Raw genomic sequence first — 23,608 nt, 5'->3', positions numbered from 1 at the left:
TTTGAGATGAGTAAAGTATGCTTATTTTTAAGTAACTGATTTGGCGAGTAGTTTATAGGCAGGAACAATTGGAATCGATGGACTCAAATATGAAAATATTGTTAGTAGACGATGTTCAAATGGAGCGTATGCAGCTCGCAATAAGACTGAAGCAACTTGGGCATATCGTTGAAATGGCAGATTCTGGTCATGAAGCGCTAAGACTATACCCAGAATTTAAGCCAGATTTGGTTCTACTAGATATCACTATGCCGGAAATGGACGGCTTTGAAGTCTCGAGTCAAATTCGTGAGCTATATCCTGAATGGATCCCTATTATTTTCCTTAGCTCCCATGATGCACCAGAAATCATCGCCAGTGCGATTGACGCTGGTGGCGATGATTATTTAATTAAGCCGGTTGATAAACTCGTGCTAAGGGCAAAATTGCAAGCAATGCAACGTATAGCCTTTATGCGTAATCAGCTAAATAAGAAGACAGCAGATCTAGCGCGGCTCAATCAAGAGCTAGAGAAGTTAGCTCATGAAGATGGTCTCACTAAGGTGCGCAATCGCCGTGATGTCGATAAGAAGCTACAAGAGATGGTCTCTGTACACGGTCGACACAAAGTAGCACTCACGGTAATTTTATTGGATGTCGATTTCTTCAAGCTCTACAACGACAACTATGGACATATTCAAGGAGACCAATGCCTGATCAAAATTGCTTCAGCATTGAATAACTTATTTGTCCGTAATGGTGAAGTCGTCGGTCGCTATGGTGGTGAAGAGTTTGTGGTGTTGGTAGGGCATAGCGATATCTATCAAGCTGAGTTACACGCGGAACGGATCAAAACGGCGATATCATCCCTGTTTATTAGCCACGAACACAGTCAGGTGTCGGAGTGTGTGACGGTGTCACAGGGTGTTGTCAGTATTCAACCCACAGGTAACGAAAGCATTGATGAGCTTTATCACATGGCGGACAAAGCGCTCTATCAGGCTAAGCGTCAGGGGCGAAATCGTTATGTTATGTACGATCCATCAATGGAATGTGACAGCTTAAACGAATAACTTAATTTACTCAGCGGCAACCACGCAGTTACGACCACTCTGTTTGGCTTTGTAAAGTGCTTGGTCTGCCGCTTTTAATATCGCGGTTGTGTTACGTTCTTCATAGCTGTCAGCCACGCCAATACTGATGGTTAAGGAAACGGTTTTCGTTTTCGATTGGTTACCACGTTTCTTTTGACCTTGTTTATTGTCTTTCGGGCGAGCGTCCATATTTCTCACCACTAACTCATAATCCTCAATACTTTGACGCAGTTCATCGAGATAGTCCCATGCTTCGTCGGCATACTTACCTTTAAACAGTACCGTGAACTCTTCACCGCCGTAGCGATAGACACGAGCGCCACCGCGAACCTCTAACAACTTAGAGGCTACCAGCTTAAGCACATCATCACCCGTGTCGTGCCCGTAGGTGTCATTAAATGATTTAAAATGGTCGATATCTAACATCGCGATAGAGTACTTACGACTTAAGTGCTTTAAGTCGGACTCAAGGGCTAAACGACCCGGAATGCCGGTAAGCCTATCATTAAAAGCTAACTCGTAACTGGCAGATAGCAGGTAGATGAGCAGCAAGAAACCAGCAAGACTGAACAGCGCGCTTGAGATGTAGGTAACATGGAAAAAGGCGAACGTTGCCGAACTCAGCAGGATTGAAGAATAGACAACGGCGTCGACGATACGGTTGTAACGCAGCACCAAAATCGCGCAGCTTAAAACAATCGCAGACAGGTAAAGCAGCAATACCAGAGGAAGTCGGGAAATCTTTTCCTCAACATACAGCAAAGGATAGTCGTTTTGATTAAAGCCTGATTCTGAGAGGTAGTTAAGCGTAAGCTGGCTCCAAATGATAAGCGCTAACACAATCGCAAGGTAAGCAACGAAACTTCGGCTTCGAACGGAATTGTCTTTAAATATATAAATGGCTAAGCAGGCACCGGGTAGCGCAAAAGCAAGTAATGAGAGCTCTAAGAGCGTAGTGCCTGTTGAGAGTGGGCTTTGTAAGTAGTTTTGGATTATCCAGTAACTTATTAACATCGCTGTTGCCATCATGGCGCAGCGGCTTTGCTTAAAAACGTGCCCCATAATGGCACAGGCAAAAAACAAAACGTAGGGGAGGTTAAGGCTAATGCTTTGGTTAGCACTGATAACTGAAACGACGTTATCTTTGCCAAGGGCAATTAACAGAATCAATCCTATTGGGAAAGAAAATCGAAACCAACTAGCTGTTACGATCGAAAAAGACATTAGATTGATAAACCCTTGGTATAAATGAAAACTACCGAATAACAAAGCATAACGTTATTAAATGATTTTCCAAGTGTTTTGGGTATAAATTGAATTAAAAATGCGTCCTAGTATGAACATTCGTGAATGATTTGTTCCTTAATCGTGTCGGTTTGCTTAAATTGAGTAAGTCTGATGTGGATTTTGTCAGCGCATAATTTAAATCAAACGTCATGTTAGTAGGAGTCGAATGGAATGCAGATCAGTGAAGATGTCCATAATTACATGGAAAATCTTGTTGGGCAGGTCCTTGCAAGAACTGAGTACACAGAAATCTTTGATAATGACCAGTTAGCTGATTTAGCTTGCCTTGCACTTATACAACTAAGACCTGTCTATATTCGTCACGATATTGATTTCCTCTCTACGTTATCAGAGAAACGTTTGTTAACTCTTAAGCAATACGCAGAGACGGCTGTTGAGGCAGCGAAAGGCATGATCCTCGATGATCGTCGCAAAAATCGACAAGATGAATTTCCCGTTATTTTTACTAAACCTCGCTTTGATGAAGATGCTGAGTTAGAGTGGTTTGAAAAACCAATTCTTAAAAAAGGTTAAGGGGGAAAGGTGGGACTATTTTCTCGCTTGTTTGGCGGCGGAGCTCCAGCTAAAAAAATTGAAGTTGAGCCTGTCGAGTACAAAGGCTTTTTGATTTATCAAGAAGCGATTGCTGAATCAGGGCAATACCGCATTGCGGGGCGAATTGAAAAAGAGATAGAAGGTGAAATTAAGTCACATCGATTTATTCGTTCTGACGTACTTTCTAGTCAAGCGGACGCCGATGAATTTATGTTGAAAAAGGCGCAAATGTTTATAGACCAGATGAACGGTAAAATTTTCGATTAGTCTTAGCTGATTTGATAGATGTCATAAATTGGAGAACCATTAGCAGTTATGCTGATGGTTCTTTTTTTGTAAGTAAGAAAAGTAATTCTTTGTTTTTGCTTCTCTTTTTTGCGATCTGGTTTGACCTCTTTGATATCGCAAAATGTTGTTTGATTACATATAAAATTGCAAAATTAGCCAAGAGATCTAATCTGAGCTAATGAATTTCTGTTTTTTTATTACAAAATGCTTGAAATTCATCCACTCGTTAGTTTAAAAAAGAATAATCATTGTGCCAATAGTCAAGGAATAGCTATGCAAATTGGTGTGCCAAAAGAAATACTCGCAGGAGAAACGCGAGTCGCTGCGTCGCCTAAGTCGGTTGAGCAGCTTGTTAAGTTGGGTTTTGACGTCGTAGTTGAATCTCACGCTGGGGAGTTGGCGAGTTTCGACAATGCCTCATTTGAAGCCGCAGGAGCGAAAGTAGTATCGAAAGATGACGCTTGGAACTCCGACATTATTTTTAAAGTTAATGCGCCAATTATCGATAGTGAAAATGGTGTTGATGAGATTGCTCAACTCAATGACGGGGCAACACTTATCAGCTTTATCTGGCCAGCACAAAATCCTGAATTGATGGAGCAGCTATCAAGCAAAAACATCAACGTTCTTGCTATGGATGCTGTTCCTCGTATCTCTCGCGCTCAAGCTCTCGATGCACTCTCTTCCATGGCAAATATTGCCGGTTATCGTGCAGTTGTTGAAGCGGCACACGAGTTTGGTCGTTTCTTTACTGGTCAAATCACCGCTGCTGGTAAAGTGCCACCTGCCAAAGTTCTTGTTGCGGGGGCTGGTGTTGCTGGTCTTGCCGCGATTGGTGCTGCGGGTAGCTTAGGCGCTATCGTTCGCGCATTTGACGTTCGTCCAGAAGTAAAAGAACAAGTTCAATCAATGGGTGCTGAGTTCCTTGAAGTTGATTTCAAAGAAAACTCTGGCTCGGGCGATGGTTACGCGAAAGAGATGTCTGATGAGTTCAACAAGAAAGCTGCTGAGCTTTACGCTGAACAAGCAAAAGACGTTGATATCATTATTACCACAGCCCTTATTCCGGGACGTCCTGCTCCTAAGCTAATTACCAAAGAGATGGTAGACAGCATGAAAGCTGGTAGCGTAATCGTTGACTTGGCGGCAGCAAATGGTGGTAACTGTGAATACACCGTCGCTGATCAAGTTGTTACAACGGCGAATGGCGTCAAGGTTGTTGGCTACACCGATATGGTTGGTCGTCTACCTACGCAATCTTCTCAGCTTTACGCAACTAACCTCGTTAACCTGATGAAGCTGCTTTGCAAAGAGAAAGATGGCAACATTGACATCGACTTTGAAGACGTAGTGTTACGTGGTGTGACTGTGGTGAAAGAAGGCGAGGTGACTTGGCCGGCTCCACCAATTCAAGTATCTGCGCAACCTGAACAAAAACCTAAAGCCGCACCTGTACCAGAAAAGAAAGTAGAGGAACCGGTTTCACCAGTTAAAAAGGTGGTTGGTCTTGGCGTTGCACTTGCAGCGTTTGGTTGGGTAGCGTCTGTTGCACCAGCAGCTTTCCTTGCTCACTTTACAGTATTTGTTCTTGCGTGTGTTGTAGGTTACTACGTTGTTTGGAACGTAACCCATGCGCTACACACACCGTTAATGTCAGTAACGAACGCAATCTCAGGCATCATCGTCGTGGGTGCGCTACTGCAAATTGGGCAAGGCAACGGAGTGGTGACATTCTTGTCATTTATTGCGGTTCTTATTGCCAGCATTAACATTTTCGGTGGTTTCACCGTGACCAAGCGTATGCTTGAAATGTTCCGTAAAGATCGATAGGAGTAACAAGGAATGTCTGCAGGACTAGTACAAGCAGCTTACATTGTTGCTGCTATATTTTTCATTTTAAGTTTGGCTGGTTTGTCTAAGCAAGAGTCGGCTCGCTCGGGTAACTACTATGGTATCGCGGGTATGGCGATCGCGTTGATCGCGACGATCTTTAGCCCTGATGCGCAAGGTTTCATCTGGATCATTATAGCGATGGTGATTGGTGGCTCTATCGGTATTTTCTACGCTAAGAAAGTAGAAATGACCGAAATGCCTGAGTTGGTTGCGATCCTACACAGCTTTGTTGGTTTAGCTGCTGTGCTTGTAGGTTACAACAGTTACTTAGCGCCACCACCACCAGTTTCATTGGATCCAGCGGGTATCCACGCAGAGCACGTTATCCACTTAGTTGAAGTGTTCTTAGGTGTGTTTATTGGTGCGGTAACTTTTACAGGTTCTATCGTTGCGTTCGGCAAACTGCGCGGTGTGATTTCTTCATCACCACTAAACTTGCCACATAAGCACAAGATGAACTTGGCTGCGATTGTTATTTCGACGCTTCTGATGATTTACTTCGTTAAAGCTGACGGCAGTATGTTCGCTCTGATCGTGATGACGCTGATTGCCTTTGCGTTTGGTTACCACCTAGTTGCTTCAATCGGCGGTGCTGACATGCCAGTTGTGGTTTCGATGCTGAACTCTTACTCAGGTTGGGCAGCAGCGGCAGCAGGTTTCATGCTAGCTAACGATCTATTGATCGTAACCGGTGCGCTAGTTGGTTCGTCAGGTGCGATTCTGTCTTACATCATGTGTAAAGCAATGAACCGCTCATTTGTTAGTGTAATCGCTGGTGGCTTTGGTCAAGAAGTGGTTATTTCTGGTGACGAAGAGTACGGTGAGCATCGTGAAACTAACGCCGAAGATGTGGCTGATATGCTGAAAAATGCGAAATCTGTCATCATCACTCCAGGATACGGCTTGGCAGTGGCACAAGCGCAATACCCAGTACACGAAATCACTGAGAAATTACGTGCACAAGGTGTTGAAGTTCGTTTTGGTATCCACCCAGTTGCTGGTCGTCTGCCTGGTCACATGAACGTTCTGCTTGCAGAAGCAAAAGTACCGTATGACATCGTTCTGGAAATGGATGAGATCAATGATGATTTCCCTGAAACTGATGTAGTATTAGTTATCGGTGCAAACGACACGGTTAACCCGGCTGCTTTAGAAGATCCAAATAGCCCAATTGCTGGCATGCCAGTTCTCGAAGTATGGAATGCGAAAGACGTTATCGTATTTAAACGTTCGATGAACACGGGTTATGCTGGCGTACAGAACCCGTTATTCTTCAAAGAGAATACGCAAATGCTGTTTGGCGATGCTAAAGAGAGTGTAGACGCTATTGCAAAAGCACTATAAGCTTAGTTAACGCATTGAAAGGTCAGCACTATGCTGGCCTTTTTTATGTCAATTTTTCCACGAAAATCGGATGAATTTGGTGATATATAATTGACACGAATATTACACTTAGAACATTCAGAATTGTCATAATGACTCTGTCTGGTGGTAACTAGCTGATTTAATAAGATTTGCCTTGAAACTCACAAAGATAAAGATTTTGGTTTGTTTGTTAAGCCTCGCTTCAACAGGGGTAAGTGCAGACACATTGCCAGAACGTATTGATAAATTTGTTAATTTATTCAAGACAAGTGAAGCCTCTGTGTCATACGACGTGCGCGTATTGCAATCGGATTATCCAACACGTTTGCTTACGCCACAATCTATGCTTCCCCAGACATCGAGCTATCCGTTAGAAGACATCCAACGACTGTATAAGTTGTCAGTATCTTGTACCGGAAAACTGCCGCTTAGCCCCTTAGTTACTGAGCCTCTCGTTTTTACGCGGGCGATGTGTAAAGGGTCCAAACTTGGCGCAACTTGGTTTGCTCGCAGCACGCTTATTCACCCCGGTGGTGGTACCTACGCTAATCGTTACATTGTCACTCATCCTGATGAAGTAACTGAGTTAGAGCAGTACATGCATATCAAAGAGCGACCGCTGGCAAATGAAAACACCTTGCTTGGTCGTTTGCAGCGCATGGGTGAAGAGACCATGACTGCACTCATCTCGGGTGCGAGTATGTTCTTGGAAGGGGAAGACCTTTGGCTACGCAAGAACGACAGTTACTACGTTTACCCAGAATCTGTTTGGGGAAAAAATGTTACTGAAGCGGGCTTAAGTTTTACCTTAGGTGCCGATTCTGGCGCTTGCTTTGTTCAACGAGGTAACATTTGTTGGGATGTTGAGGACCATGCGGATTTTTTAAAGATAAGTATGGTCGGTTTGGTGATTGCCAATATATTGTTGGTGATCGGTTGGTCGATATACCGCTGGAATACCAAACGCAAAGAGATGAAGAGCAGAATGTTGGTGCTGCAGATTTTGACGCACGAGCTAAGAACGCCGATCGCCAGCCTGTCCTTGACGGTCGAAGGGTTTAGACGCGAGTTTGAGCAACTACCAGAAACTGTTTATGATGAATTTCGCAGGCTATGTGAAGATTCTCGACGGTTAAGGCAATTAGCTGAAGCCAGTAAAGACTATTTGCAATCAGACAATAAACCTCTTGCCTCTGAATGGGTACCATCAGTGCAAGAGTGGTTAGAATTTAAGATTGATGAGGAATTTCATGAACAAGTGAATTTTTCGATCAATCAGGATGTTGCGGCTAAACTTAACGTATATTGGTTAGGGACATGCCTCGATAATCTCGTTAGAAATGCGGTGAAATATGGAGTTAAGCCGATTACATTAGATGTGAAAACGTCTAATCAAAAAATTACGTTCAGCGTTATTGACCAAGGGAAATTAACTCAGAAAGACTGGCGAAATTTGCGAAAGCCTTTCGTGAGTAAGAGTGGATTAGGGCTGGGCTTAACTATCGTTGATTCAATGGTCGGGAGAATGGGTGGCAAGATGACACTCGTTGGTCCACCGACAACGTTTATTTTGGAGATACCTTGTGAAACAAACACTGCTTCTCGTTGAAGACGACAAAAACTTAGCGGATGGACTACTTGTTAGCCTTGAACAAGCAGGGTACGAATGTTACCACGCAGAAACCATCGCTGATGTAGAGCAGTATTGGGCGAAATCGGACCTAGTCATTCTTGATCGCCAACTACCAGACGGTGATTCGGTATCACATATAGGACAATGGAAAGCGATCAAAGAGATCCCGGTGATCCTACTAACTGCACTTGTGACAGTTAAAGATAAAGTTGCTGGATTAGACTCGGGCGCAAATGATTATTTGACTAAGCCGTTTGCTGAGGCAGAGCTTTTTGCTCGTATTCGCGCACAGCTCCGTGCACCAGATAACCAAGAAGAAGATGACAGTAAAGTACGCACAGAGAATCTTCTCATTGATAAAAGTACCCGTGAAGTATTCTTTAATGAACAACAAATTACGCTAACTCGTACTGAATTTGATTTGTTGTTGTTCTTGGCAAGCAACCTAGGACGCGTGTTTACTCGTGACGAGCTACTTGATCACGTATGGGGCTACAACCATTTCCCAACAACGCGCACTGTCGACACGCACGTTCTTCAGCTTCGTCAAAAGTTACCAGGATTGGAAATCGAAACCCTACGTGGGGTTGGCTATAAGATGAAAGCATGATCCGACATTTACTGTTACTAACAGGTGCGCTACTTAGCGCGCCTGTTGCGTCTGAGGGTGTAACGTGGTTTGAAAGCAATTCACCACTAACGCAAACTCATAAGCATCTACTCAATAATGATCTCCCAGCGATGTTTTCATCGTTGGTCGAAGTGTGGCAGCTTGAAAGTAGTGCCGCACTGTCTCCTCATCTCAATGATCTACTTGTTCAATCGTTTGAAGTTGATTGTGGTAAAGGGCTTGGTAATAAAGAGTTTCCTGATTGGTTAAAAGGCGTGTTGGTGCAACGCTCGGAAATTCAGAGTCCAGGTCGTGATGCATTTCGTGCGACGATTGAAGTGCAATCCACACAAGGGATTTCAGATATAAGCCTGACTCGCTGGGTTGATAAAAGTGTCTCAAACGATAACTCATTGGAATTGGTACGAGAAAACCAGTCTGGAATTGTTACCTATTCAAAGCGATACAATATCAACAACAAACTTGCGATGGGGCTTTACCGCATCGATATTGTCAGTGAAAGCAACGAATCTTGGAGCTCTTGGCTAATCCTAGGTGATCCCAAGCTCTATATGACTGTGCGCTGGGCATCGAAAGACCACTGGCAAGTTGAACAAAATGCCTTACTCAATCCAAATTGTCCGCTACCAAAACTGAACGCCGCAGTTTACGACTACGTTGATGGCACATACAACCAAGTCTGGAGTGGAAGCTACGAATCTGACTACCCAACCTCTTTGCCATTAAGTGAAATTGATGCCGGTCGTTATGTTTTAGCCGTTTCAATGGCACATCGCCGTTGGCAAGGTAAGATAATCGTTGAACAAGCGCAAATTATCAGCAAAACGTACGATGTTTCGGTGGAGGAATAGTTAAAGTTAAGCGACAATGAGCCGATAAAATACTAACGTAACTAATTATTTAGCTCAGATATGAAAACCGCATACAAACTATTACCTCTTGCTGTTGCAATGTCATTTGGCTCAGCTCATGCAGCTAACTACGCCATCGAAGCTCGCGGCGACGCAATGGGTGGCGTTGGTGTTGTTTCGGCAAACTTTCTCACTGCTCCTTTTTACAACCCAGCTCTAACTGCAATTTATCGTCGTAATGATGATGTTGGCATGATCACGCCAAGCTTCGGTATCAACTATACGGACACTGGCACATTTGTTGACGATCTTGAATTCGCAGAAAATGTGGTAAAAACTGGTGATGCAGCTAACGCGCAAAAAGCTCTAGACCAGTTAAAAGGCGACAACTTAAAAGTCGACATTGGTGGTGTGGTCGCTTTTGCTATCCCGAACCGTTATGTTGCGGCAAACGCATTTGGTAAACTATACACCGAATCTTACGCAACCGCGGAAATTTCGACAGCGTCAAGTGATGCACTCGTGAATGCGCAAAACAGTAGCGTACGTGCAGTAAGTGTTGGGGTTGCGGAAGCGGGTATTTCTCTAGCTAAGTACCAAACCTTTATGGGACAGCACATTTCATTCGGTGTTACGCCTAAACTGCAACGCGTTTACACTTATGTTTACGAAGCTAGCCTGAGCAATTATGATCTCAAAGACCTAAGAGATAACGGCGAAGGTGAAAGCATGTTTAACATGGATGCTGGTTTCCTTTGGTTTTATGGACCTTTCCGTGTAGGTGTTGCTGGCACGAACCTGATTTCTCGTGATATTCAAACGCAAAATATCCCTGGTACTAACCAGTCATACTCATATGAAATGTCGCCTCAATACACAGTGGGCGCGGGTATTGTAGCTGACTACTTTACTTTGAGTGTCGATTACGATCTTAAAGAAGAAGAACGTTACGTCGGTTTTGATGACAATACCCAAATGCTAAGAGTAGGTGCTGAGCTTGATCTACTGCGTCAGCTTAAATTACGTGCTGGTTGGAAGAAAAACTTAGCTTATGATGATAGTGAAGATACCTTAACAGCCGGTATCGGACTTTCCCCACTTAACTTGTTCCAACTCGACATTGGTGCAAGCTATACCAATGAAGATTCGATGGGCGGTTACATTAACTTCTTAACGAGTTACTAGAAATTCAAGCAGAATCATAATATAGTCGGCTCCTAAATTTAGGAGCCTTTTTTATGTTTGACGATTTAAGCCTAAGCCACGAAGAGCAACAAAAAGCAGTTGAAGAAATTCAAAAGCTGATGACGCAGGGCGTAAGTACTGCTGAAGCCATTAAGATTGTTGCTACGCAAATTCGCGAGAACGCGAAGAAAGACCAAGAATAGTGAAGGGCAGGTGACTGCCTTTTTTATTAAAAACATAGCGCACTATAACTTAATAACTACATATCTAAAGTCCTTACTTGACCGCTACCTTTGAACGTGACATCCCAACTATCCCAAAGATAAATTCTATAAAATAGTCGGCAAGAATGCCGGTAAATCTAATGATAACTATAAATAACAATTACTTAATGCAGCATAATTGTCTGTATTAAACTTAATCTGAATTAGGCTGTAATAAAATTACATGATGATTGTTAGCCAAGGGAATGCGGTATTTTACATAGAGGAATATACTGCTGTGTTAGCTTGTAACTTTTTTGTGTTGCTTGTCCGTTACGTTGTATCGCTTGTTCGCCTAATAATTGAGTAATACGAAACAACGCTTATGAGCGGAACAGCTTGCGTAAAAAATCATGCTCTTCTTCGGACAGGCTAATAGCCGTATCTGAATCTAAACTTGAAGCAATATAGCGTTGTAACTCTTTTAGTTCACTAATGTTCAAATTGGTGATGATCGACTTGATATGTTCTAGTGAATGCTGATGTTCCATCGTTAGATCGGTATGAAATTGGAGTGAACCAATCCTAAATCAAATGAGCAAAGAATAAATGTAGTAACTTTTTATGCGCAACGGTTGCTTGTAGGATTTCTATTGCGTTCCGCTTTGTTCAAATAATTTCAACGGTATAGGGATTTAAAACGTGATTTGCTTGTCCATTAATCTGGGAATAGCCCAGTTCAATGGAAATTAGAGATGAAAATAACCACCAGATTTTGTTTCGCATTACTAATGTTACCAGGAGTTGCTGCTGCAGAAGCGTCGAATAAACCATATGTATTAGACTGTGCAGCACAACATTTGAAAGACGGCAGATTTAATATAAATATTGAAGTCGTTGTATCTGAAGGCAAAGCTAACATAGAGTCTCTAGCAGTTGGAGATGATGCTAGCGAAAGTGAATCTGAGATACCTAAAAAAGAGCTGCAAGATTTCACTCAATGCATTTTGCCGTTATTGACTAATGAGAACATCGAATTTGAGGAGCACTAATGCTAATCAGCTAGGGTGATTTCAAGCCCTGCAAAAGCATTATCACAGTGCGTATTATCTATCTTATGTTAAATAGGGTTTTATAATAATGAGCGCTAGGTTTAAGTAGCGCTCTCTTCTCTTACTGTTGGCTAACTGATATAGGTCTTCACATTAAACATAACCAGGTTTACCATAAAATACCTAATAATCAGTTAGTTAATCTTTGATTATCTATCCGTTTATTAGGTTTAGCCGCCAGCAAGTTTAACTGTATGACCTTTTTTTTCCAGATGTGCTTTGATCTTATCTCGTGCGTCACCTTGGATTTCAATTGTGCCATCTTTAACAGCACCGCCACAGCCACACACTTTTTTAAGTTCTGCAGCAAGCAGTTTTAACTGTACGTCATCCAAATCCAAACCGGTAACGATGCAAACACCTTTACCTTTGCGACCTTTGGTCTGCTTCTGAATACGAACAATACCATCGCCTTTAGGACGAACGACTTTCTCTTCTTCTGGCTTAATGCGACCAACTTCGGTCGAATATACTAATGTCATGACTAATTCTTTTGTTGCTCAGCTTTCTTGCGTGCGATTAGATACGCTTCAATGTGTTTTTGAATTGCGATCTTTCCGCCTTTAATCAGCTTTCCATTAAACAAACAGTACCAAGCGTTTGGCTCGCCGGTATCATTCTTAATGATATAGCCATTAAAGTTTTCTTGCACTGCTTTTCCAGAGGTTTCTCGCGTCTTCGCCAGCGAAGCAAACTCTTTAGGATCTATGATTGTGGCTGAATCGCAAAACCAATCGATGCTCTTTTTAAGCGCTGCCATTTGCCCTTGGAGAACACGATTTTTGATTTGGACTTGCCAAACTTCTTTCGATGAGCCAACTGTTCTTAATTCAAAGCCTCGGTATGTTGCAACAGCCATATTTATAGTACTTTTTGTTGAGTGTTATCATTAATGATAATTGTAAATTGCTGTTAAGCAAGTATATTTGTCACGTTAGTTTACAAATGGAGAGCTTCTTTGAAAAAGAATGTTCCATCAATCACAGATAGCGACCGAGTTAGGCATTTTACAAAGCTATTGGCGACATCAATAGATAAGGATGCTATCGATGAATTGACCTCTGGTGTCTATTCAAAAAGCTCACTTTTGGCGCTGAGTAAAGACTGGAATCTATTCCTCGAATTTTGCCAGACCAAAGGCGTTAGCCCAATCCCCGCCTCTACTACCGCCGTTCGTTTATACATCGAAAAGGTCTCGGCAGAGAAGAAGTACGCAACGGTAAAACGTTACGTTGTGACAATTTCGCTTATTCATAAGGTGCTGGGTTATGCAGATCCAACAAAAAACGGGCGCGTACAATCGAGCTTGAGCGCAATTAGGGTCGACAAAAAAGGTGATCACCAATCGACCAACGCATTTAAGCGCGAACATCTAGAACAATTACATAGCAGATTGGAACGCTCTGAATCAGTCAAAGATTGGCGCGATCTGGCTATCTACCATGTCATGTATGAATGCCTTCTTAAGCGCTTTGAACTTAGAGAGCTTACGCTCGAAGATGTTTACATTCACAATGATGAGATATCTGTGTTTGTCGCCGACTCTGAAATTAGATTGTCTAAACCAGCCAGTTTATCGCTGTTGAAATGGTTAAACGTACGCGGGAGTTTAGGTTCATTTGTATTCACGGCGATTGATAGACACGGGAACTTGAGCTTTGAGCAGTTGAACGATTCTTCTATCTATAGAATCTTGCGCCGTGCGAGTGCTGAACTAGGATTGAAAATCACTTTTTCTGGTCAATCATTACGTGTCGGTGCGGTTCAGGAACTGGCAAAAAATGGCGTAAAAATAAAAGAGATTCAACAAGCGGGACGCTGGCTAAGCCCTGCTATGCCTTATCAATACGCGGGGAATAAGACATCAGCAGAGCTAGAAAAGATGCGCTACTTATCGTTTAAGTTTATCGAATAGGTCTTAAATCGATGTTTTTACGCATGATGCTAGGAATTCATGGAACTTGTGACCATGGTTTTCTAGCATTTTCGGGAACATCGAAATCGGCGTCATTCCCGGGAAGGTGTTTACTTCATTGAGATATATTTCGCCATCTGGTGTTAAGAAGAAGTCGATACGCGAGAGATGACGTAGCTTCATTTGCTTAAACACTTTTTCCGCATTGATGCGGATGGTTTCAACTTGTTCCGCTGTTAGATTTTGCGCAACGATATCGGTTGTTGAGTGGCTCGTTGTCGCATACTTTTCTTCGTAGCTGTAGAAAGTATCTTCTGGTGCTTTTACTTCGCCAGGTAAGGTAAGAACGAGTTCACCTTGGTATTCGTACGCTGCAACTTCAAGCTCACGTGGTTTCACTGCTTTTTCAACCAATACTTGGTCTGAGTATGTGAATGCATCATCAATCGCTTGCTGTAATTGCTCGATAGACGTGACCTTGTAACAACCAACAGATGAGCCCTGACAGGCTGCCTTAACAAACACGCTGCCCCATTCGTCCATCGCTTTTGCAGTGCGCTCAAACGCTTCTTGCGTGTTTTCAGATAAGAACAGATATGGTGTATTTGGGATGCCTAATGCATCGTACCAAAGCTTTGATGTGATCTTATTGAAACTGTTGGTGCTTGCTTCTGCACGGCAGCCTAGGTAAGGAATGCCAGCCAGTTCCAACATCGACTGAATATCGCCGGTCTCACCTGGGAATCCATGAATACAAGGGATGACAAAGTCGATGTGCAGACTTTGATCAGCAAAATTAAGTTGACCTGAATTGGTATCAAGCAGTGCCAACTCGCCTTGCTCTGTGAACCAACCGTCTTTCTTCATCTCTACGCGAATAACATCGAACTCAGGGGTCATACCAAGTTGCGATTGGAGATAATTAGCAGAAACTAATGAGACTTCGTGTTCAGACGAACCGCCGCCACAAAGAAGAAGAATAGATGTTTTTTTCATTAAAATCTTTCCGTGATGCTTTAGAAGCTAGTGAGGCAATATGATAATAAAAACTGGTAAAAGTTACACTGCCAAAGCGTAGATTTTACCAAGCTCTAAAGCTAATAGGTGAAAGTGTAAGCATTAAAAAAGGGGCTAACGCCCCTTCTTCGATTAATTTAGCTTATTAAGCGTTGGGTATGGTGAATTCTTGATTGAATCAATACTTTTAACGAATGGTTTCAAAGCTTGGAATTCACTTGGAAGTTGGCTGATTGCCTTCTTCGCGTCAGCTTGTGTTGCGTAGTCACCATAAAGCACTGTGTACCACTTAGTGCCATTCACTACTTTGTAGTTTTCCCAAATCGGCTGTTGTGTCGCTGGAAGGTTACGAGCAAAGTGGTCAACTTTAGTTTGTGAGCCAACAGCAACCACTTGGATGGTGTAACCGTAACGAGCCATTTGAGAATTTTGCTGTTTATCAGATGGTGGAATAATGGTTACAGCCGGTTTTGTCTGCGATGGAATAGTTACAACTTCTTCAACGACAGTCTCGGTCACCGTCTCAGTTACGGGTTGCTCAACTTGCGCAACTTTATAATCTTCACGGTAACTTTCTGAACTTACGTCTGTCGTGTATTGACTAGATACACAAGCAGAAAGTAAAACGGACAAACCAACGATTGCTATTTTTTTCATGGAATCTTTAAGCCCTAGATAGAAATTACATTAAATCATGCCGTTAGAAGGCTGCATAATCAAGCGAACAACGAAATTATATTATGAGACTCTGTGACTTGTAACACAAAGTAATCAACGGCTTGCTCTTTCTGGCTAAAACTCCATCAAATTACACAACAGCAGCCCTCCTTCTCCGTTACGATATAGTAAATGACAAGTTAGGAAGATGATTTATGAGTAATCTTAACCACCTTTTAAAACCTAGCTCCATCGCGGTGATTGGTGCATCTACTCAGCCAATGCGCGCTGGCAACATTGTGATGAAGAATTTGTTACTAGGCGGTTTTGAAGGCGCGATAATGCCGGTGACACCAAAGTATAAATCGGTATCCGGTGTGCTAGCCTATCGTGATATTGAATCCCTTCCCGTTGTGCCTGATGTTGCCATTCTTTGTACCCATGCTAGTCGCAATATTGCGCTGTTCACTCAACTGGCGGCAAAAGGCGTCAAATCAGTGATTGTTTTATCTGCTGATATGCACGAGGAAAGTAGCACCGGAGAAACGATTCAAGAATTGTGCGTTAAGATCGCTCGCACCGCTGGAATGCGTGTGCTTGGTCCTAATAGCTTGGGGATTATGTTGCCGTGGCTTAACTTCAACGCATCTTTTTCACCGGTTAGTCCGCAAAAAGGCAAAATTGCGTTTATCTCCCAGTCTGCTGCGATGTGTACCACGATCCTTGACTGGGCAAATGATAAAAACATTGGTTTTTCCGCGTTTATTTCTCTAGGTAACGCGGTTGATGTAGATTTCGCGGATCTTCTGGATCATCTCAGTACAGATACACATACAGAAGCGATCCTTCTCTATGTTGATTCGATCAAAGATGCGCGCCGCTTTATGTCGGCGGCTCGTGGGGCATCCCGTAATCGACGTATCCTCGTACTAAAAGGTGGTAAAACGGTCGAAGGTCGTAAGGCGGCTCAAGTTCACACAGGTGGCAGTGATACCCTAGACATCATCTATGATTCAGCTATACGTCGTACGGGTATGTTACGCGTGCAAAACTCGCATGAATTGTTTGCCGCGGTTGAAACCCTAACCCACTCGGTACCTTTGCGTGGAGAACGCTTAGCCATTATCACAAACGGTGGTGGTCCAGCGATCATGGCAGTCGATACCCTGCTCGACCGAGGTGGTAAACTGGCAAGTCTGGATGAATATACAGTAAGTAAGCTTGATAAGGTTTTACCTACCAGTTGGAGCCGAAGCAATCCAATTGATATGGTCGGTGATGCTAGTGCTAAACGCTATGTCGAAACACTCAATAGCCTGATGGACAGCGATTGTTGCGACGCGATATTAATCATGCATAGCCCATCGGCAATCGCGCATTCAGAGCAGACGGCTCAATCGATCGTAGATGCCGTCAAAGCCCACCCAAGACATAAGCGCTTTAATATTTTGACTAACTGGTCGGGTGAACTAACCGCTAGACCTGCACGGAACATTTTCACTCAGGCAGGTATTCCTACATACCGCACAGCGGAAAGTGCCGTCGTCGCGTTCATGCACTTAGTCGAGTACAGACGTAACCAGAAACAATTGATGGAAACCCCGACAACGGCAGAACCCGTCCATGTCAGTGAAGTCGAAAGTGCTAAACAGTGGCTCGGTCGTCAACTTGGCGAGAAAGAAACCGTCTCACTAGACACACACCAAATTGGTCCTTTCTTAAAGTACTTTAACTTTGATGTGTTACCCACCTGGATAGCCAGCGACGCCAGCGAAGCGGTTCATGTGGCGAGTGAGATTGGTTACCCTGTGGCAGTGAAGCTGCGCTCTCCCGACATTTCTCATAAGTCTGATGTGCAGGGCGTAATGCTAAACCTGCGTAACAGTGCCGAAGTTGCCAATGCAGCCCAAGCAATTCTCGATCGAACCCAACTCTCCTACCCGTCTGCCAATATTCATGGCTTGCTAGTACAAGGCATGGCAAAACTTGCCGGTGGCGAAGAGCTAAGAATTAAGGTTAAGTATGATGAAACCTTTGGTCCTGTTATCTTATTGGGGCAAGGTGGTTCCGAGTGGGATGAAAATATCGACGCCGCTTCCGCGCTGCCACCACTTAATATGGCGCTGGCAAGGTACTTAATCGTTCGAGCAATAAAAAGCGGTAAGATCAGGCTGCAAAAACTGCCTGAACCTATCGATATTGATGGGCTCTCTGAGGTGTTAGTAAAAATTTCTCAAATTGTCGTTGATTGCCCACAAGTGCATGAGCTGGATATACATCCAGTGCTGGCAAATGGCAGCAAATTTACCATTCTTGATGCGGATTTAACCCTGCGCCAATACCAAGGTGATGCGCAAAGACGTCTCGCGATTCGTCCGTACCCAGTCGAATATGAAGAGCACACTAAACTCAAAGATGGCTCAAATATTCTACTTCGCCCAATATTGCCGGAAGATGAACCATTGCACGCCGACTTTATCCATGGCGTTTCTCGTGATGATCTGTATAAACGCTTCTTTTCTGAAGTCGGTGAGTTTAACCATGAAGCGCTGGCTAAGTTAACGCAGATCGATTACGACCGAGAGATGGCTTTTGTTGCTGTTTCAAGTGTCGGTAGCCGCCAAGAAATCATAGGTGTTAGCCGTGCCTTGATAAACCACGACAATAGCGACGCCGAGTTCGCAGTTTTAATCCGTTCGGACCTCAAAGGTAAAGGCCTTGGAAAAGTGTTGATGAACAAAGTGATTGATTATTGTCGCAACAAGGGGACGCTACGTATGTCGGGTATTACTATGCCGAGTAACCGAGGCATGTTGATGCTGGCGCAAAGCCTCGGATTTAAAACAGAAATTCAATTTGAAGATGGCACTGCTGATATGGTTCTTTCGTTACAGAAATAACGACCTATTTAAGTTGCCAGTGTTTTTGTAGATACTGAATACACCAAGACTTCGCTTCACCGATTTGATTTCGCTTCCAGGCTAAAATGATCTCTATTGGTGAAGTCTCAGTATCAGCAATTTGTTTTAATTTACCTTGGGCGATAAGTGGCTCTGCAATGGTGACTGGTAATGTACCAATCCCTAACCCAGCGCTTAGCGCTTCGACTTTCGCAGCAAAGTTGCTAACGGTGAGACGTGGTTGTCGTTGTAAAACGTTGACTGACATCGCTGGTTGCTCACGCGCGGTATCTGCAATCGCAATCACCCGGTACTTCTCACGTGCTTGTTCGTCAAATACGCCTGCTCGCTTGTGTACATAGTGATAGCTCGCCGCGACCCAAATCATTTCCATTTTGCCAATCGTGACCGATTTTACGTCAAGAGGCAGCGTATCAAGTTTTGGAGTGACTAAGAGATCGGCTCTACCCGCTTCCAATGCTTCCCAACTGCCAGCTAGAATCTCTTCTTGCAGTCGAACTCGTGTACTGCTGACATTGCCTAGCGCATCGACCAGAGCAAAGAAATTATTGACTGGAATGATGCCGTCAAAGGCTAAGGTGATATCAAGCTCCCAACCATTGGCTAACACGCTAGCATCATTAACCAATTTCTCAGTCGCTACCAACAAGACTCGACCACGCTCTAGAATAAGCTTACCAGCATCGGTAAACACGGCTTTATGACCAGAGCGATCAAAGATTGTAATGTCTAAGTCTTGTTCTAGTTTTTGAATTTGGTAGCTAAGCGAAGAAGGTGCTCGGTCAAGCTCATTGGCTGCAGCGGCAAAACTGCCTCGACGATCAATCGCATCAAGAATATGTAGGGCTTCGAGAGTAATGGGGCTTTGCAAGTTAACTTCCTGTACGTCTTTATGATGGTTTTATAAAGCCAACATTAGCATTGCCAATTACAAGTGCAAACACTCTTGGGTGATAAGTGCGAATTTTGTGTGATTCAAAAACAACAAAAGCCAGCAAACGCTGGCTTCTCTGTCATATCATTCAGAAAAGTAAAATAAAGAGGGTTGAATGATAGATTATTTAGATGCTGCCATCTCTTTTTTAACCATGATCGCTGCTGCTACGATGAACGCGACGATTAGACCTAATTCCATGACTTACCCCTACGGAAGAAAATTTGCGGACCAAAATTACTAAATTTCCCGAACATTCTATCAGTTATTTCCGAACATTAAATACCTTAACTCAAAGTTTGCCAATTCTGTGAGTTATTCTACATAAATGTTGGAATTGCAGAGTAACTTGCACCCTTTGAACCAAGTTATGAAATTATGATGTTTGCTTGCGGACTATTTGCAGCTGACTTTGCCGCCGATCATCTTAAATGCAGGCGTTCCGCGTACTAATGTGTCTCTGGCAAACTCGCGCTCACAGTTAGGGCAAATACAAGGTTTAACTGTAAAATCTTCCACAATCCGCTCTTTGAAACACTTAACTAAAGCCCCCTTTCCACCCTTTTTGTACTTAAACAGTCGAAATTTACAGTTTGTGCAAAAGACCTCGACTGTTTTACTCGGCAGCTTTTTATTCGGTTTTGCCATCGCTATCGTTCAATCCTATCCATTACTCTAGTCCTTTCGGTTTAACCCATACTTGGCTAAAGTCAAACCAACCAAGCGCGTTGCATTTAGCATTCTGTAACGAGCCGCACTGATCTTTACTCACGCCAAGCCAACAGTGAAACATAGGCACAAGCTGTTGGGTCTGTGCCAGTGCTTTACCTATTTCATGTGCAGGAAATGACTTATTATCATTGCTTTGCCAATTAATGATTACCTCACGCCAAGTAGCAAAATCTTCACTACGACTCATTTTTTCGATGTCGCTGTAGTCGAGCAACCACCCAGCTATGGCATCTTCACGATGATTGGCAATACTCATCGGTTTAACCCAAATATCGATATCAGTCGTGTTGGGCATTTCAAGATCATAGGTGTGTAAAACCACGTCTAATCCATCTTGCTTGAGCAGGAACTCCAGTGCTTTTGCTAAAGTTGGAAACATCGGATGTTTAGCGTGGTAGGCAATGTTAATCGTGCGATAGCTTGGCGGTGGCGAGTAATTCGCTTGGCGAGTGTGGTGATACCAACCCGGCTTTAAACCATGTGCAGGAAGTGCGCCTAACTCAACGATCTTATCTTGCGGTAACTGATGGAAAACATTGAGCGAAGAAAGCCTTTGGCTAAAATACGCCGCCCAATCATCTGATTTTGCCAAACCGTCTCGGCGATTAAGCAACAAGTAGGTACAACCGGGATCTAGCTCAACCTCATCATTCACTACCGCTGCTTGCGGCGCTATCGGTTTGGATAGACTTGGGAACACCATCGAAGAATGCGCATCGTCAATCACCCAAACTTCAACGCTGTCGATAAGCGGTCGAAAGCCAAAATAGCCATCAAACGCATGAAGAACTAAGCGCTTTTCGTCATTTTGAAATACTTTGTACGGACCTGTACCAATAGGAAATTGGTCAAACTCATCATTACGACTCGATGCTGGGAGCAATATTTTCGCGCACGACTCGGCGAGCAAGATCGGTAGATGGTAGTCGTCACGTTCTAGATGTATATCAATAACGTTCTTTTGCGCTGACGTGATTTCTTTAAGGTGGGAAAAGAGTTTGCGTGAACGTAAACCATTGAGACTTTCAATGATGGCTTCTACAGTAAGCAGATCCCCATTGTGAAATCTAACCGCCGGGCGAATATAGAAGCGCCAATGGGTAGCACTGATCATTTCCCAAGTATGAGCAAGATCGGACGCTAGCTGTTCATTTTCATCGAGCTTGGTTAAACCGCTAAAAATCTGTCTTACTATGTGGCGCTCTGAACGACGAATGTTCTTTAAAGGATTGAGCGCAAGAAGTGGACGATAGTAAGGTAAGCGAACCACTTGTCGCCCTTCTTGCTGCTGAACTCCAAGGTAGCTCTCGACAACTTGCGCTAATTTTGCAGTATCTTGATCGAGTACCTTTAGAGCATGACCAACCTTGCCTTCTTCAAGATAACGGCGTGCGAGATTTTCGCTGACATCAGAACGGCTGCGCAGAAAAACGAGTTGAGAGAGTTTGCCGCGCCCAGGAGAAGGATGCCATTCAATCCAGCCCTCTTCTTCCATTTTGTTTAATACGATGCGGGCGTTACGTCTGGTACAACAGAGTATGTCGGTGATTTCTTCCAACTGAACACCGCAATCAATACCATCATAATGTTCGAATAGGGTTTCAAACTGAACTCTAAGGCGGGGGCTACTCATAAAGAGGAAAACTCAAATAAGGATACTATGTGCTATTTTCCTCATTTACGTGTCACAATCAAGCAATTACTGAATCGCGATTCCAATTTGATTTGCTAATTCAAGCAGTTGTTGTTCGTTATCTAGCTTTAATGACCACTTAGCCTCGCTGCAGTTCACAGCGACAACATTTGCTCCGCGACCAATTAATTGAATCGCGTCGGTTTGTGCTTGCAAGGTGATCATTTGATTTCCGGCGATTTTTACGACGATTTCGTGTGGCGTTGCGATAATTTTTCCGGCAGAAAACTCAATTAACATGATGACTCTTTAATCCTATCTGTTTGGACTGGCGTCGTGAGCAGTCATTGGATTGCTACGGCTGGCACGGTGTTTTTTGACCGCAATCGTTAAGCGGCTGGTACACACTAGGCGGTCTCGCTCATCGCTGATATTGATCTGCCAAACCTGGGTTGAAACTCCGAGATGAATTGGTGTCGCTTTGCCAGTCACCGTACCCGAACGCATAGCACGCACGTGGTTAGCGTTAATATCGAGCCCAACACAATAAGAATCTTCTTCAACGCAAAAGTTGGCAGCAACCGAGCCCAATGTCTCTGCTAGCACTACTGATGCCCCGCCATGCAGCATACCAAGCGGCTGATGAGTAAAATGACAAACAGGCATGGTTGCGCAAATGTAGTCATCCCCAACCTCGCTATACTTTATTTGAAGATGGTCGATCAATGTGTTGTGAGAAGTTTGATTAAGACGTTCAAGGTTGATGTCTCTTTTCCAAATAGTCATAAACTTATCCATTTGCGTAGGTTACGACTATTGTAACCTAATGTTATGATTGGCGAACATAATGAATTTACAGGGAGAGCGTTATGTCGTGGCTTAAATACAGCGCACTCGCAATCGCTATTGGCGTTAGTGCATGTAGTTCGTCGCCAACAGGGCGCAATCAGCTGCTGTTATTTTCTGATAGTGACATGAGTAATTTAGGTGCTCAGTCATTTGAGCAGATGAAGCATCAACAGAAAGTCAGTAAAGATCAGAAAATTAATAATTACGTTCAATGCGTCGCAACCGCAGTGACCAGACAAGTGCCCAAACAGCCATCGTTTAACGATTGGGAAGTCGTGGTGTTTGAGAGCGACCAAATAAACGCCTTTGCCCTACCCGGTGGTAAAATTGGCGTTTATACCGGCTTGTTGAATGTAGCAAAGAATCAAGACCAACTGGCGACGGTTATCGGTCATGAAATCGCGCATGTGTTGGCAGACCATAGTAATGAACGATTATCGCAATCTCAGTTAGCAAACACAGGGTTGCAAATCACCAGCATTGCCCTCGGAGCTTCTGATTACGCTCAATATCGAGACGCCACCATGGCGGCTTTAGGGCTTGGGGTTCAGGTTGGTGTCTTACTTCCCTATGGACGTACACAAGAGTCTGAAGCAGACATTGTCGGTTTAGAATTAATGGCGCGCGCTGGTTTTGATCCCAAGCAAAGTATTGCTCTGTGGCAAAACATGGCGAAAGCTTCCAAGGGTCAACAGCCTCCAGAGCTTTTATCTACGCACCCTTCTCATGGTACGCGTATTCAAGATCTTAGCCAAACAATGCAGCGCTTACCCGCCTATTCGGCGCAAAAGCCAAATTGCCAGAGTTAGTCGCTGGTTTATGTTACAGACAATAAAGGGAGCTATTTGCTCCCTTTATTAATGTACTGTATATA

At 43.6% G+C, this 23,608-nt stretch carries 25 protein-coding genes; 14 read left to right on the top strand and 11 right to left on the bottom strand.

What is annotated here, in order from left to right; translation table 11 throughout:
- Positions 1–89: 89 nt before the first annotated feature.
- Positions 90–1,052, top strand: a complete 963-nt coding sequence (locus tag DPF93_RS02940; RefSeq protein ID WP_114764840.1) for a GGDEF domain-containing protein — start codon at positions 90–92, stop codon at positions 1,050–1,052.
- A gap of 6 nt (positions 1,053–1,058) precedes the next feature.
- On the opposite strand, the gene DPF93_RS02935 is transcribed toward DPF93_RS02940, so the two are convergent.
- The gene (locus DPF93_RS02935) at positions 1,059–2,297 is read right to left on the bottom strand and encodes a GGDEF domain-containing protein (protein ID WP_114764726.1); all 1,239 of its coding nucleotides are present in this window, start codon (positions 2,295–2,297) and stop codon (positions 1,059–1,061) included.
- Between the two features lie 234 nt (positions 2,298–2,531).
- Between DPF93_RS02935 and DPF93_RS02930 the strand changes: the two genes are divergently transcribed.
- From DPF93_RS02930 to DPF93_RS02890, 9 genes are all read left to right on the top strand, one after another.
- Positions 2,532–2,894, top strand: a complete 363-nt coding sequence (locus tag DPF93_RS02930) for a late competence development ComFB family protein (RefSeq protein ID WP_114764725.1) — start codon at positions 2,532–2,534, stop codon at positions 2,892–2,894.
- A gap of 9 nt (positions 2,895–2,903) precedes the next feature.
- Complete coding sequence (locus DPF93_RS02925; protein ID WP_114764724.1) at positions 2,904–3,182, top strand: HlyU family transcriptional regulator; 279 nt, start codon at positions 2,904–2,906, stop codon at positions 3,180–3,182.
- A gap of 294 nt (positions 3,183–3,476) precedes the next feature.
- Positions 3,477–5,033, top strand: a complete 1,557-nt coding sequence (pntA, locus tag DPF93_RS02920; RefSeq protein ID WP_114764723.1) for a Re/Si-specific NAD(P)(+) transhydrogenase subunit alpha — start codon at positions 3,477–3,479, stop codon at positions 5,031–5,033.
- Between the two features lie 12 nt (positions 5,034–5,045).
- Complete coding sequence (pntB, locus tag DPF93_RS02915; RefSeq protein WP_114764722.1) at positions 5,046–6,440, top strand: Re/Si-specific NAD(P)(+) transhydrogenase subunit beta; 1,395 nt, start codon at positions 5,046–5,048, stop codon at positions 6,438–6,440.
- A gap of 190 nt (positions 6,441–6,630) precedes the next feature.
- Entirely contained in the window at positions 6,631–8,070 is a 1,440-nt protein-coding gene (gene vxrA, locus DPF93_RS02910; RefSeq protein WP_341866785.1) for a sensor histidine kinase VxrA, read from the top strand.
- Positions 8,045–8,704 (top strand): response regulator transcription factor VxrB, encoded by a 660-nt coding sequence (gene vxrB, locus DPF93_RS02905; protein ID WP_114764720.1) that lies wholly within the window; start codon positions 8,045–8,047, stop codon positions 8,702–8,704. The genes vxrA and vxrB overlap by 26 nt, the downstream gene beginning before the upstream one ends.
- Positions 8,701–9,576, top strand: coding sequence for a DUF2861 family protein (locus DPF93_RS02900; RefSeq protein ID WP_114764719.1), 876 nt, complete (start codon positions 8,701–8,703; stop codon positions 9,574–9,576). The genes vxrB and DPF93_RS02900 overlap by 4 nt, the downstream gene beginning before the upstream one ends.
- A 60-nt stretch (positions 9,577–9,636) precedes the next feature.
- A complete protein-coding gene (locus DPF93_RS02895; protein WP_114764718.1) occupies positions 9,637–10,761 on the top strand; it encodes a conjugal transfer protein TraF in 1,125 nt (374 codons plus the stop codon).
- 53 nt (positions 10,762–10,814) lie between these two features.
- Positions 10,815–10,964 (top strand): YoaH family protein, encoded by a 150-nt coding sequence (locus tag DPF93_RS02890; RefSeq protein WP_114764717.1) that lies wholly within the window; start codon positions 10,815–10,817, stop codon positions 10,962–10,964.
- Between the two features lie 383 nt (positions 10,965–11,347).
- Here the strand turns inward: DPF93_RS02890 and DPF93_RS21245 are convergent, their stop codons facing one another.
- Entirely contained in the window at positions 11,348–11,515 is a 168-nt protein-coding gene (locus tag DPF93_RS21245) for a hypothetical protein (RefSeq protein ID WP_164675298.1), read from the bottom strand.
- Between the two features lie 204 nt (positions 11,516–11,719).
- On the opposite strand from DPF93_RS21245, the gene DPF93_RS02885 reads away from it, so the two are divergent.
- Positions 11,720–12,016 (top strand): hypothetical protein, encoded by a 297-nt coding sequence (locus DPF93_RS02885; RefSeq protein ID WP_114764716.1) that lies wholly within the window; start codon positions 11,720–11,722, stop codon positions 12,014–12,016.
- A gap of 230 nt (positions 12,017–12,246) precedes the next feature.
- Here the strand turns inward: DPF93_RS02885 and yciH are convergent, their stop codons facing one another.
- Positions 12,247–12,558, bottom strand: a complete 312-nt coding sequence (yciH, locus tag DPF93_RS02880; RefSeq protein ID WP_114764715.1) for a stress response translation initiation inhibitor YciH — start codon at positions 12,556–12,558, stop codon at positions 12,247–12,249.
- Positions 12,559–12,560: 2 nt separating this feature from the next.
- Positions 12,561–12,935, bottom strand: coding sequence for a DUF3319 domain-containing protein (locus DPF93_RS02875; RefSeq protein WP_114764714.1), 375 nt, complete (start codon positions 12,933–12,935; stop codon positions 12,561–12,563).
- Between the two features lie 99 nt (positions 12,936–13,034).
- On the opposite strand from DPF93_RS02875, the gene DPF93_RS02870 reads away from it, so the two are divergent.
- Positions 13,035–13,991: a tyrosine-type recombinase/integrase gene (locus DPF93_RS02870; protein ID WP_114764713.1), complete on the top strand. Its 957-nt coding sequence runs from the start codon at positions 13,035–13,037 to the stop codon at positions 13,989–13,991.
- A 3-nt stretch (positions 13,992–13,994) separates the two neighbouring features.
- Here DPF93_RS02870 and DPF93_RS02865 read toward each other — a convergent pair whose 3' ends face one another.
- Both DPF93_RS02865 and DPF93_RS02860 read right to left on the bottom strand, forming a co-directional pair.
- Positions 13,995–14,987 (bottom strand): D-alanine--D-alanine ligase, encoded by a 993-nt coding sequence (locus tag DPF93_RS02865; RefSeq protein ID WP_114764712.1) that lies wholly within the window; start codon positions 14,985–14,987, stop codon positions 13,995–13,997.
- A gap of 153 nt (positions 14,988–15,140) precedes the next feature.
- Positions 15,141–15,665, bottom strand: a complete 525-nt coding sequence (locus DPF93_RS02860) for an SPOR domain-containing protein (protein ID WP_114764711.1) — start codon at positions 15,663–15,665, stop codon at positions 15,141–15,143.
- 215 nt (positions 15,666–15,880) lie between these two features.
- On the opposite strand from DPF93_RS02860, the gene DPF93_RS02855 reads away from it, so the two are divergent.
- A complete protein-coding gene (locus DPF93_RS02855; RefSeq protein ID WP_114764710.1) occupies positions 15,881–18,565 on the top strand; it encodes a bifunctional acetate--CoA ligase family protein/GNAT family N-acetyltransferase in 2,685 nt (894 codons plus the stop codon).
- Positions 18,566–18,569: 4 nt separating this feature from the next.
- On the opposite strand, the gene DPF93_RS02850 is transcribed toward DPF93_RS02855, so the two are convergent.
- The 5 genes from DPF93_RS02850 to DPF93_RS02830 all read right to left on the bottom strand — a co-directional run bounded on the left by DPF93_RS02850 (position 18,570) and on the right by DPF93_RS02830 (position 22,671).
- Complete coding sequence (locus tag DPF93_RS02850) at positions 18,570–19,457, bottom strand: LysR family transcriptional regulator (protein ID WP_114764709.1); 888 nt, start codon at positions 19,455–19,457, stop codon at positions 18,570–18,572.
- A 459-nt stretch (positions 19,458–19,916) separates the two neighbouring features.
- Complete coding sequence (locus DPF93_RS02845) at positions 19,917–20,168, bottom strand: hypothetical protein (protein ID WP_114764708.1); 252 nt, start codon at positions 20,166–20,168, stop codon at positions 19,917–19,919.
- Between the two features lie 22 nt (positions 20,169–20,190).
- Positions 20,191–21,885, bottom strand: a complete 1,695-nt coding sequence (locus tag DPF93_RS02840) for an SgrR family transcriptional regulator (protein WP_114764707.1) — start codon at positions 21,883–21,885, stop codon at positions 20,191–20,193.
- Between the two features lie 66 nt (positions 21,886–21,951).
- Positions 21,952–22,185 carry a DUF3389 domain-containing protein gene (locus tag DPF93_RS02835; protein ID WP_114764706.1) on the bottom strand — a complete coding sequence of 78 codons (234 nt, stop codon included), beginning with the start codon at positions 22,183–22,185 and terminating at the stop codon, positions 21,952–21,954.
- 15 nt (positions 22,186–22,200) lie between these two features.
- Positions 22,201–22,671 carry a hotdog fold thioesterase gene (locus DPF93_RS02830; RefSeq protein ID WP_114764705.1) on the bottom strand — a complete coding sequence of 157 codons (471 nt, stop codon included), beginning with the start codon at positions 22,669–22,671 and terminating at the stop codon, positions 22,201–22,203.
- Between the two features lie 83 nt (positions 22,672–22,754).
- Between DPF93_RS02830 and DPF93_RS02825 the strand changes: the two genes are divergently transcribed.
- Positions 22,755–23,543: a M48 family metallopeptidase gene (locus DPF93_RS02825; RefSeq protein WP_114764704.1), complete on the top strand. Its 789-nt coding sequence runs from the start codon at positions 22,755–22,757 to the stop codon at positions 23,541–23,543.
- The last annotated feature ends 65 nt before the right edge of the window (positions 23,544–23,608 follow it).

This window comes from Vibrio rhodolitus, assembly GCF_003350325.1.
In the GTDB taxonomy this organism is placed as follows: domain Bacteria; phylum Pseudomonadota; class Gammaproteobacteria; order Enterobacterales; family Vibrionaceae; genus Vibrio; species Vibrio rhodolitus.
This window is presented reverse-complemented; position numbering and strand designations above follow the sequence as displayed.

Excerpts from the sequence above, each read along its gene's own strand:
- DPF93_RS02940 (WP_114764840.1), top strand. The coding sequence starts at position 90 with ATGAAAATATTGTTAGTAGACGATGTTCAAATGGAGCGTATGCAGCTC.
- DPF93_RS02935 (WP_114764726.1), bottom strand. The coding sequence starts at position 2,297 with ATGTCTTTTTCGATCGTAACAGCTAGTTGGTTTCGATTTTCTTTCCCA.
- DPF93_RS02930 (WP_114764725.1), top strand. The coding sequence starts at position 2,532 with ATGCAGATCAGTGAAGATGTCCATAATTACATGGAAAATCTTGTTGGG.
- pntA (WP_114764723.1), top strand. The coding sequence starts at position 3,477 with ATGCAAATTGGTGTGCCAAAAGAAATACTCGCAGGAGAAACGCGAGTC.
- pntB (WP_114764722.1), top strand. The coding sequence starts at position 5,046 with ATGTCTGCAGGACTAGTACAAGCAGCTTACATTGTTGCTGCTATATTT.
- DPF93_RS02900 (WP_114764719.1), top strand. The coding sequence starts at position 8,701 with ATGATCCGACATTTACTGTTACTAACAGGTGCGCTACTTAGCGCGCCT.
- DPF93_RS02895 (WP_114764718.1), top strand. The coding sequence starts at position 9,637 with ATGAAAACCGCATACAAACTATTACCTCTTGCTGTTGCAATGTCATTT.
- DPF93_RS02890 (WP_114764717.1), top strand. The coding sequence starts at position 10,815 with ATGTTTGACGATTTAAGCCTAAGCCACGAAGAGCAACAAAAAGCAGTT.
- DPF93_RS21245 (WP_164675298.1), bottom strand. The coding sequence starts at position 11,515 with ATGGAACATCAGCATTCACTAGAACATATCAAGTCGATCATCACCAAT.
- DPF93_RS02885 (WP_114764716.1), top strand. The coding sequence starts at position 11,720 with ATGAAAATAACCACCAGATTTTGTTTCGCATTACTAATGTTACCAGGA.
- yciH (WP_114764715.1), bottom strand. The coding sequence starts at position 12,558 with ATGACATTAGTATATTCGACCGAAGTTGGTCGCATTAAGCCAGAAGAA.
- DPF93_RS02875 (WP_114764714.1), bottom strand. The coding sequence starts at position 12,935 with ATGGCTGTTGCAACATACCGAGGCTTTGAATTAAGAACAGTTGGCTCA.
- DPF93_RS02865 (WP_114764712.1), bottom strand. The coding sequence starts at position 14,987 with ATGAAAAAAACATCTATTCTTCTTCTTTGTGGCGGCGGTTCGTCTGAA.
- DPF93_RS02860 (WP_114764711.1), bottom strand. The coding sequence starts at position 15,665 with ATGAAAAAAATAGCAATCGTTGGTTTGTCCGTTTTACTTTCTGCTTGT.
- DPF93_RS02855 (WP_114764710.1), top strand. The coding sequence starts at position 15,881 with ATGAGTAATCTTAACCACCTTTTAAAACCTAGCTCCATCGCGGTGATT.
- DPF93_RS02845 (WP_114764708.1), bottom strand. The coding sequence starts at position 20,168 with ATGGCAAAACCGAATAAAAAGCTGCCGAGTAAAACAGTCGAGGTCTTT.
- DPF93_RS02840 (WP_114764707.1), bottom strand. The coding sequence starts at position 21,885 with ATGAGTAGCCCCCGCCTTAGAGTTCAGTTTGAAACCCTATTCGAACAT.
- DPF93_RS02835 (WP_114764706.1), bottom strand. The coding sequence starts at position 22,185 with ATGTTAATTGAGTTTTCTGCCGGAAAAATTATCGCAACGCCACACGAA.
- DPF93_RS02830 (WP_114764705.1), bottom strand. The coding sequence starts at position 22,671 with ATGACTATTTGGAAAAGAGACATCAACCTTGAACGTCTTAATCAAACT.
- DPF93_RS02825 (WP_114764704.1), top strand. The coding sequence starts at position 22,755 with ATGTCGTGGCTTAAATACAGCGCACTCGCAATCGCTATTGGCGTTAGT.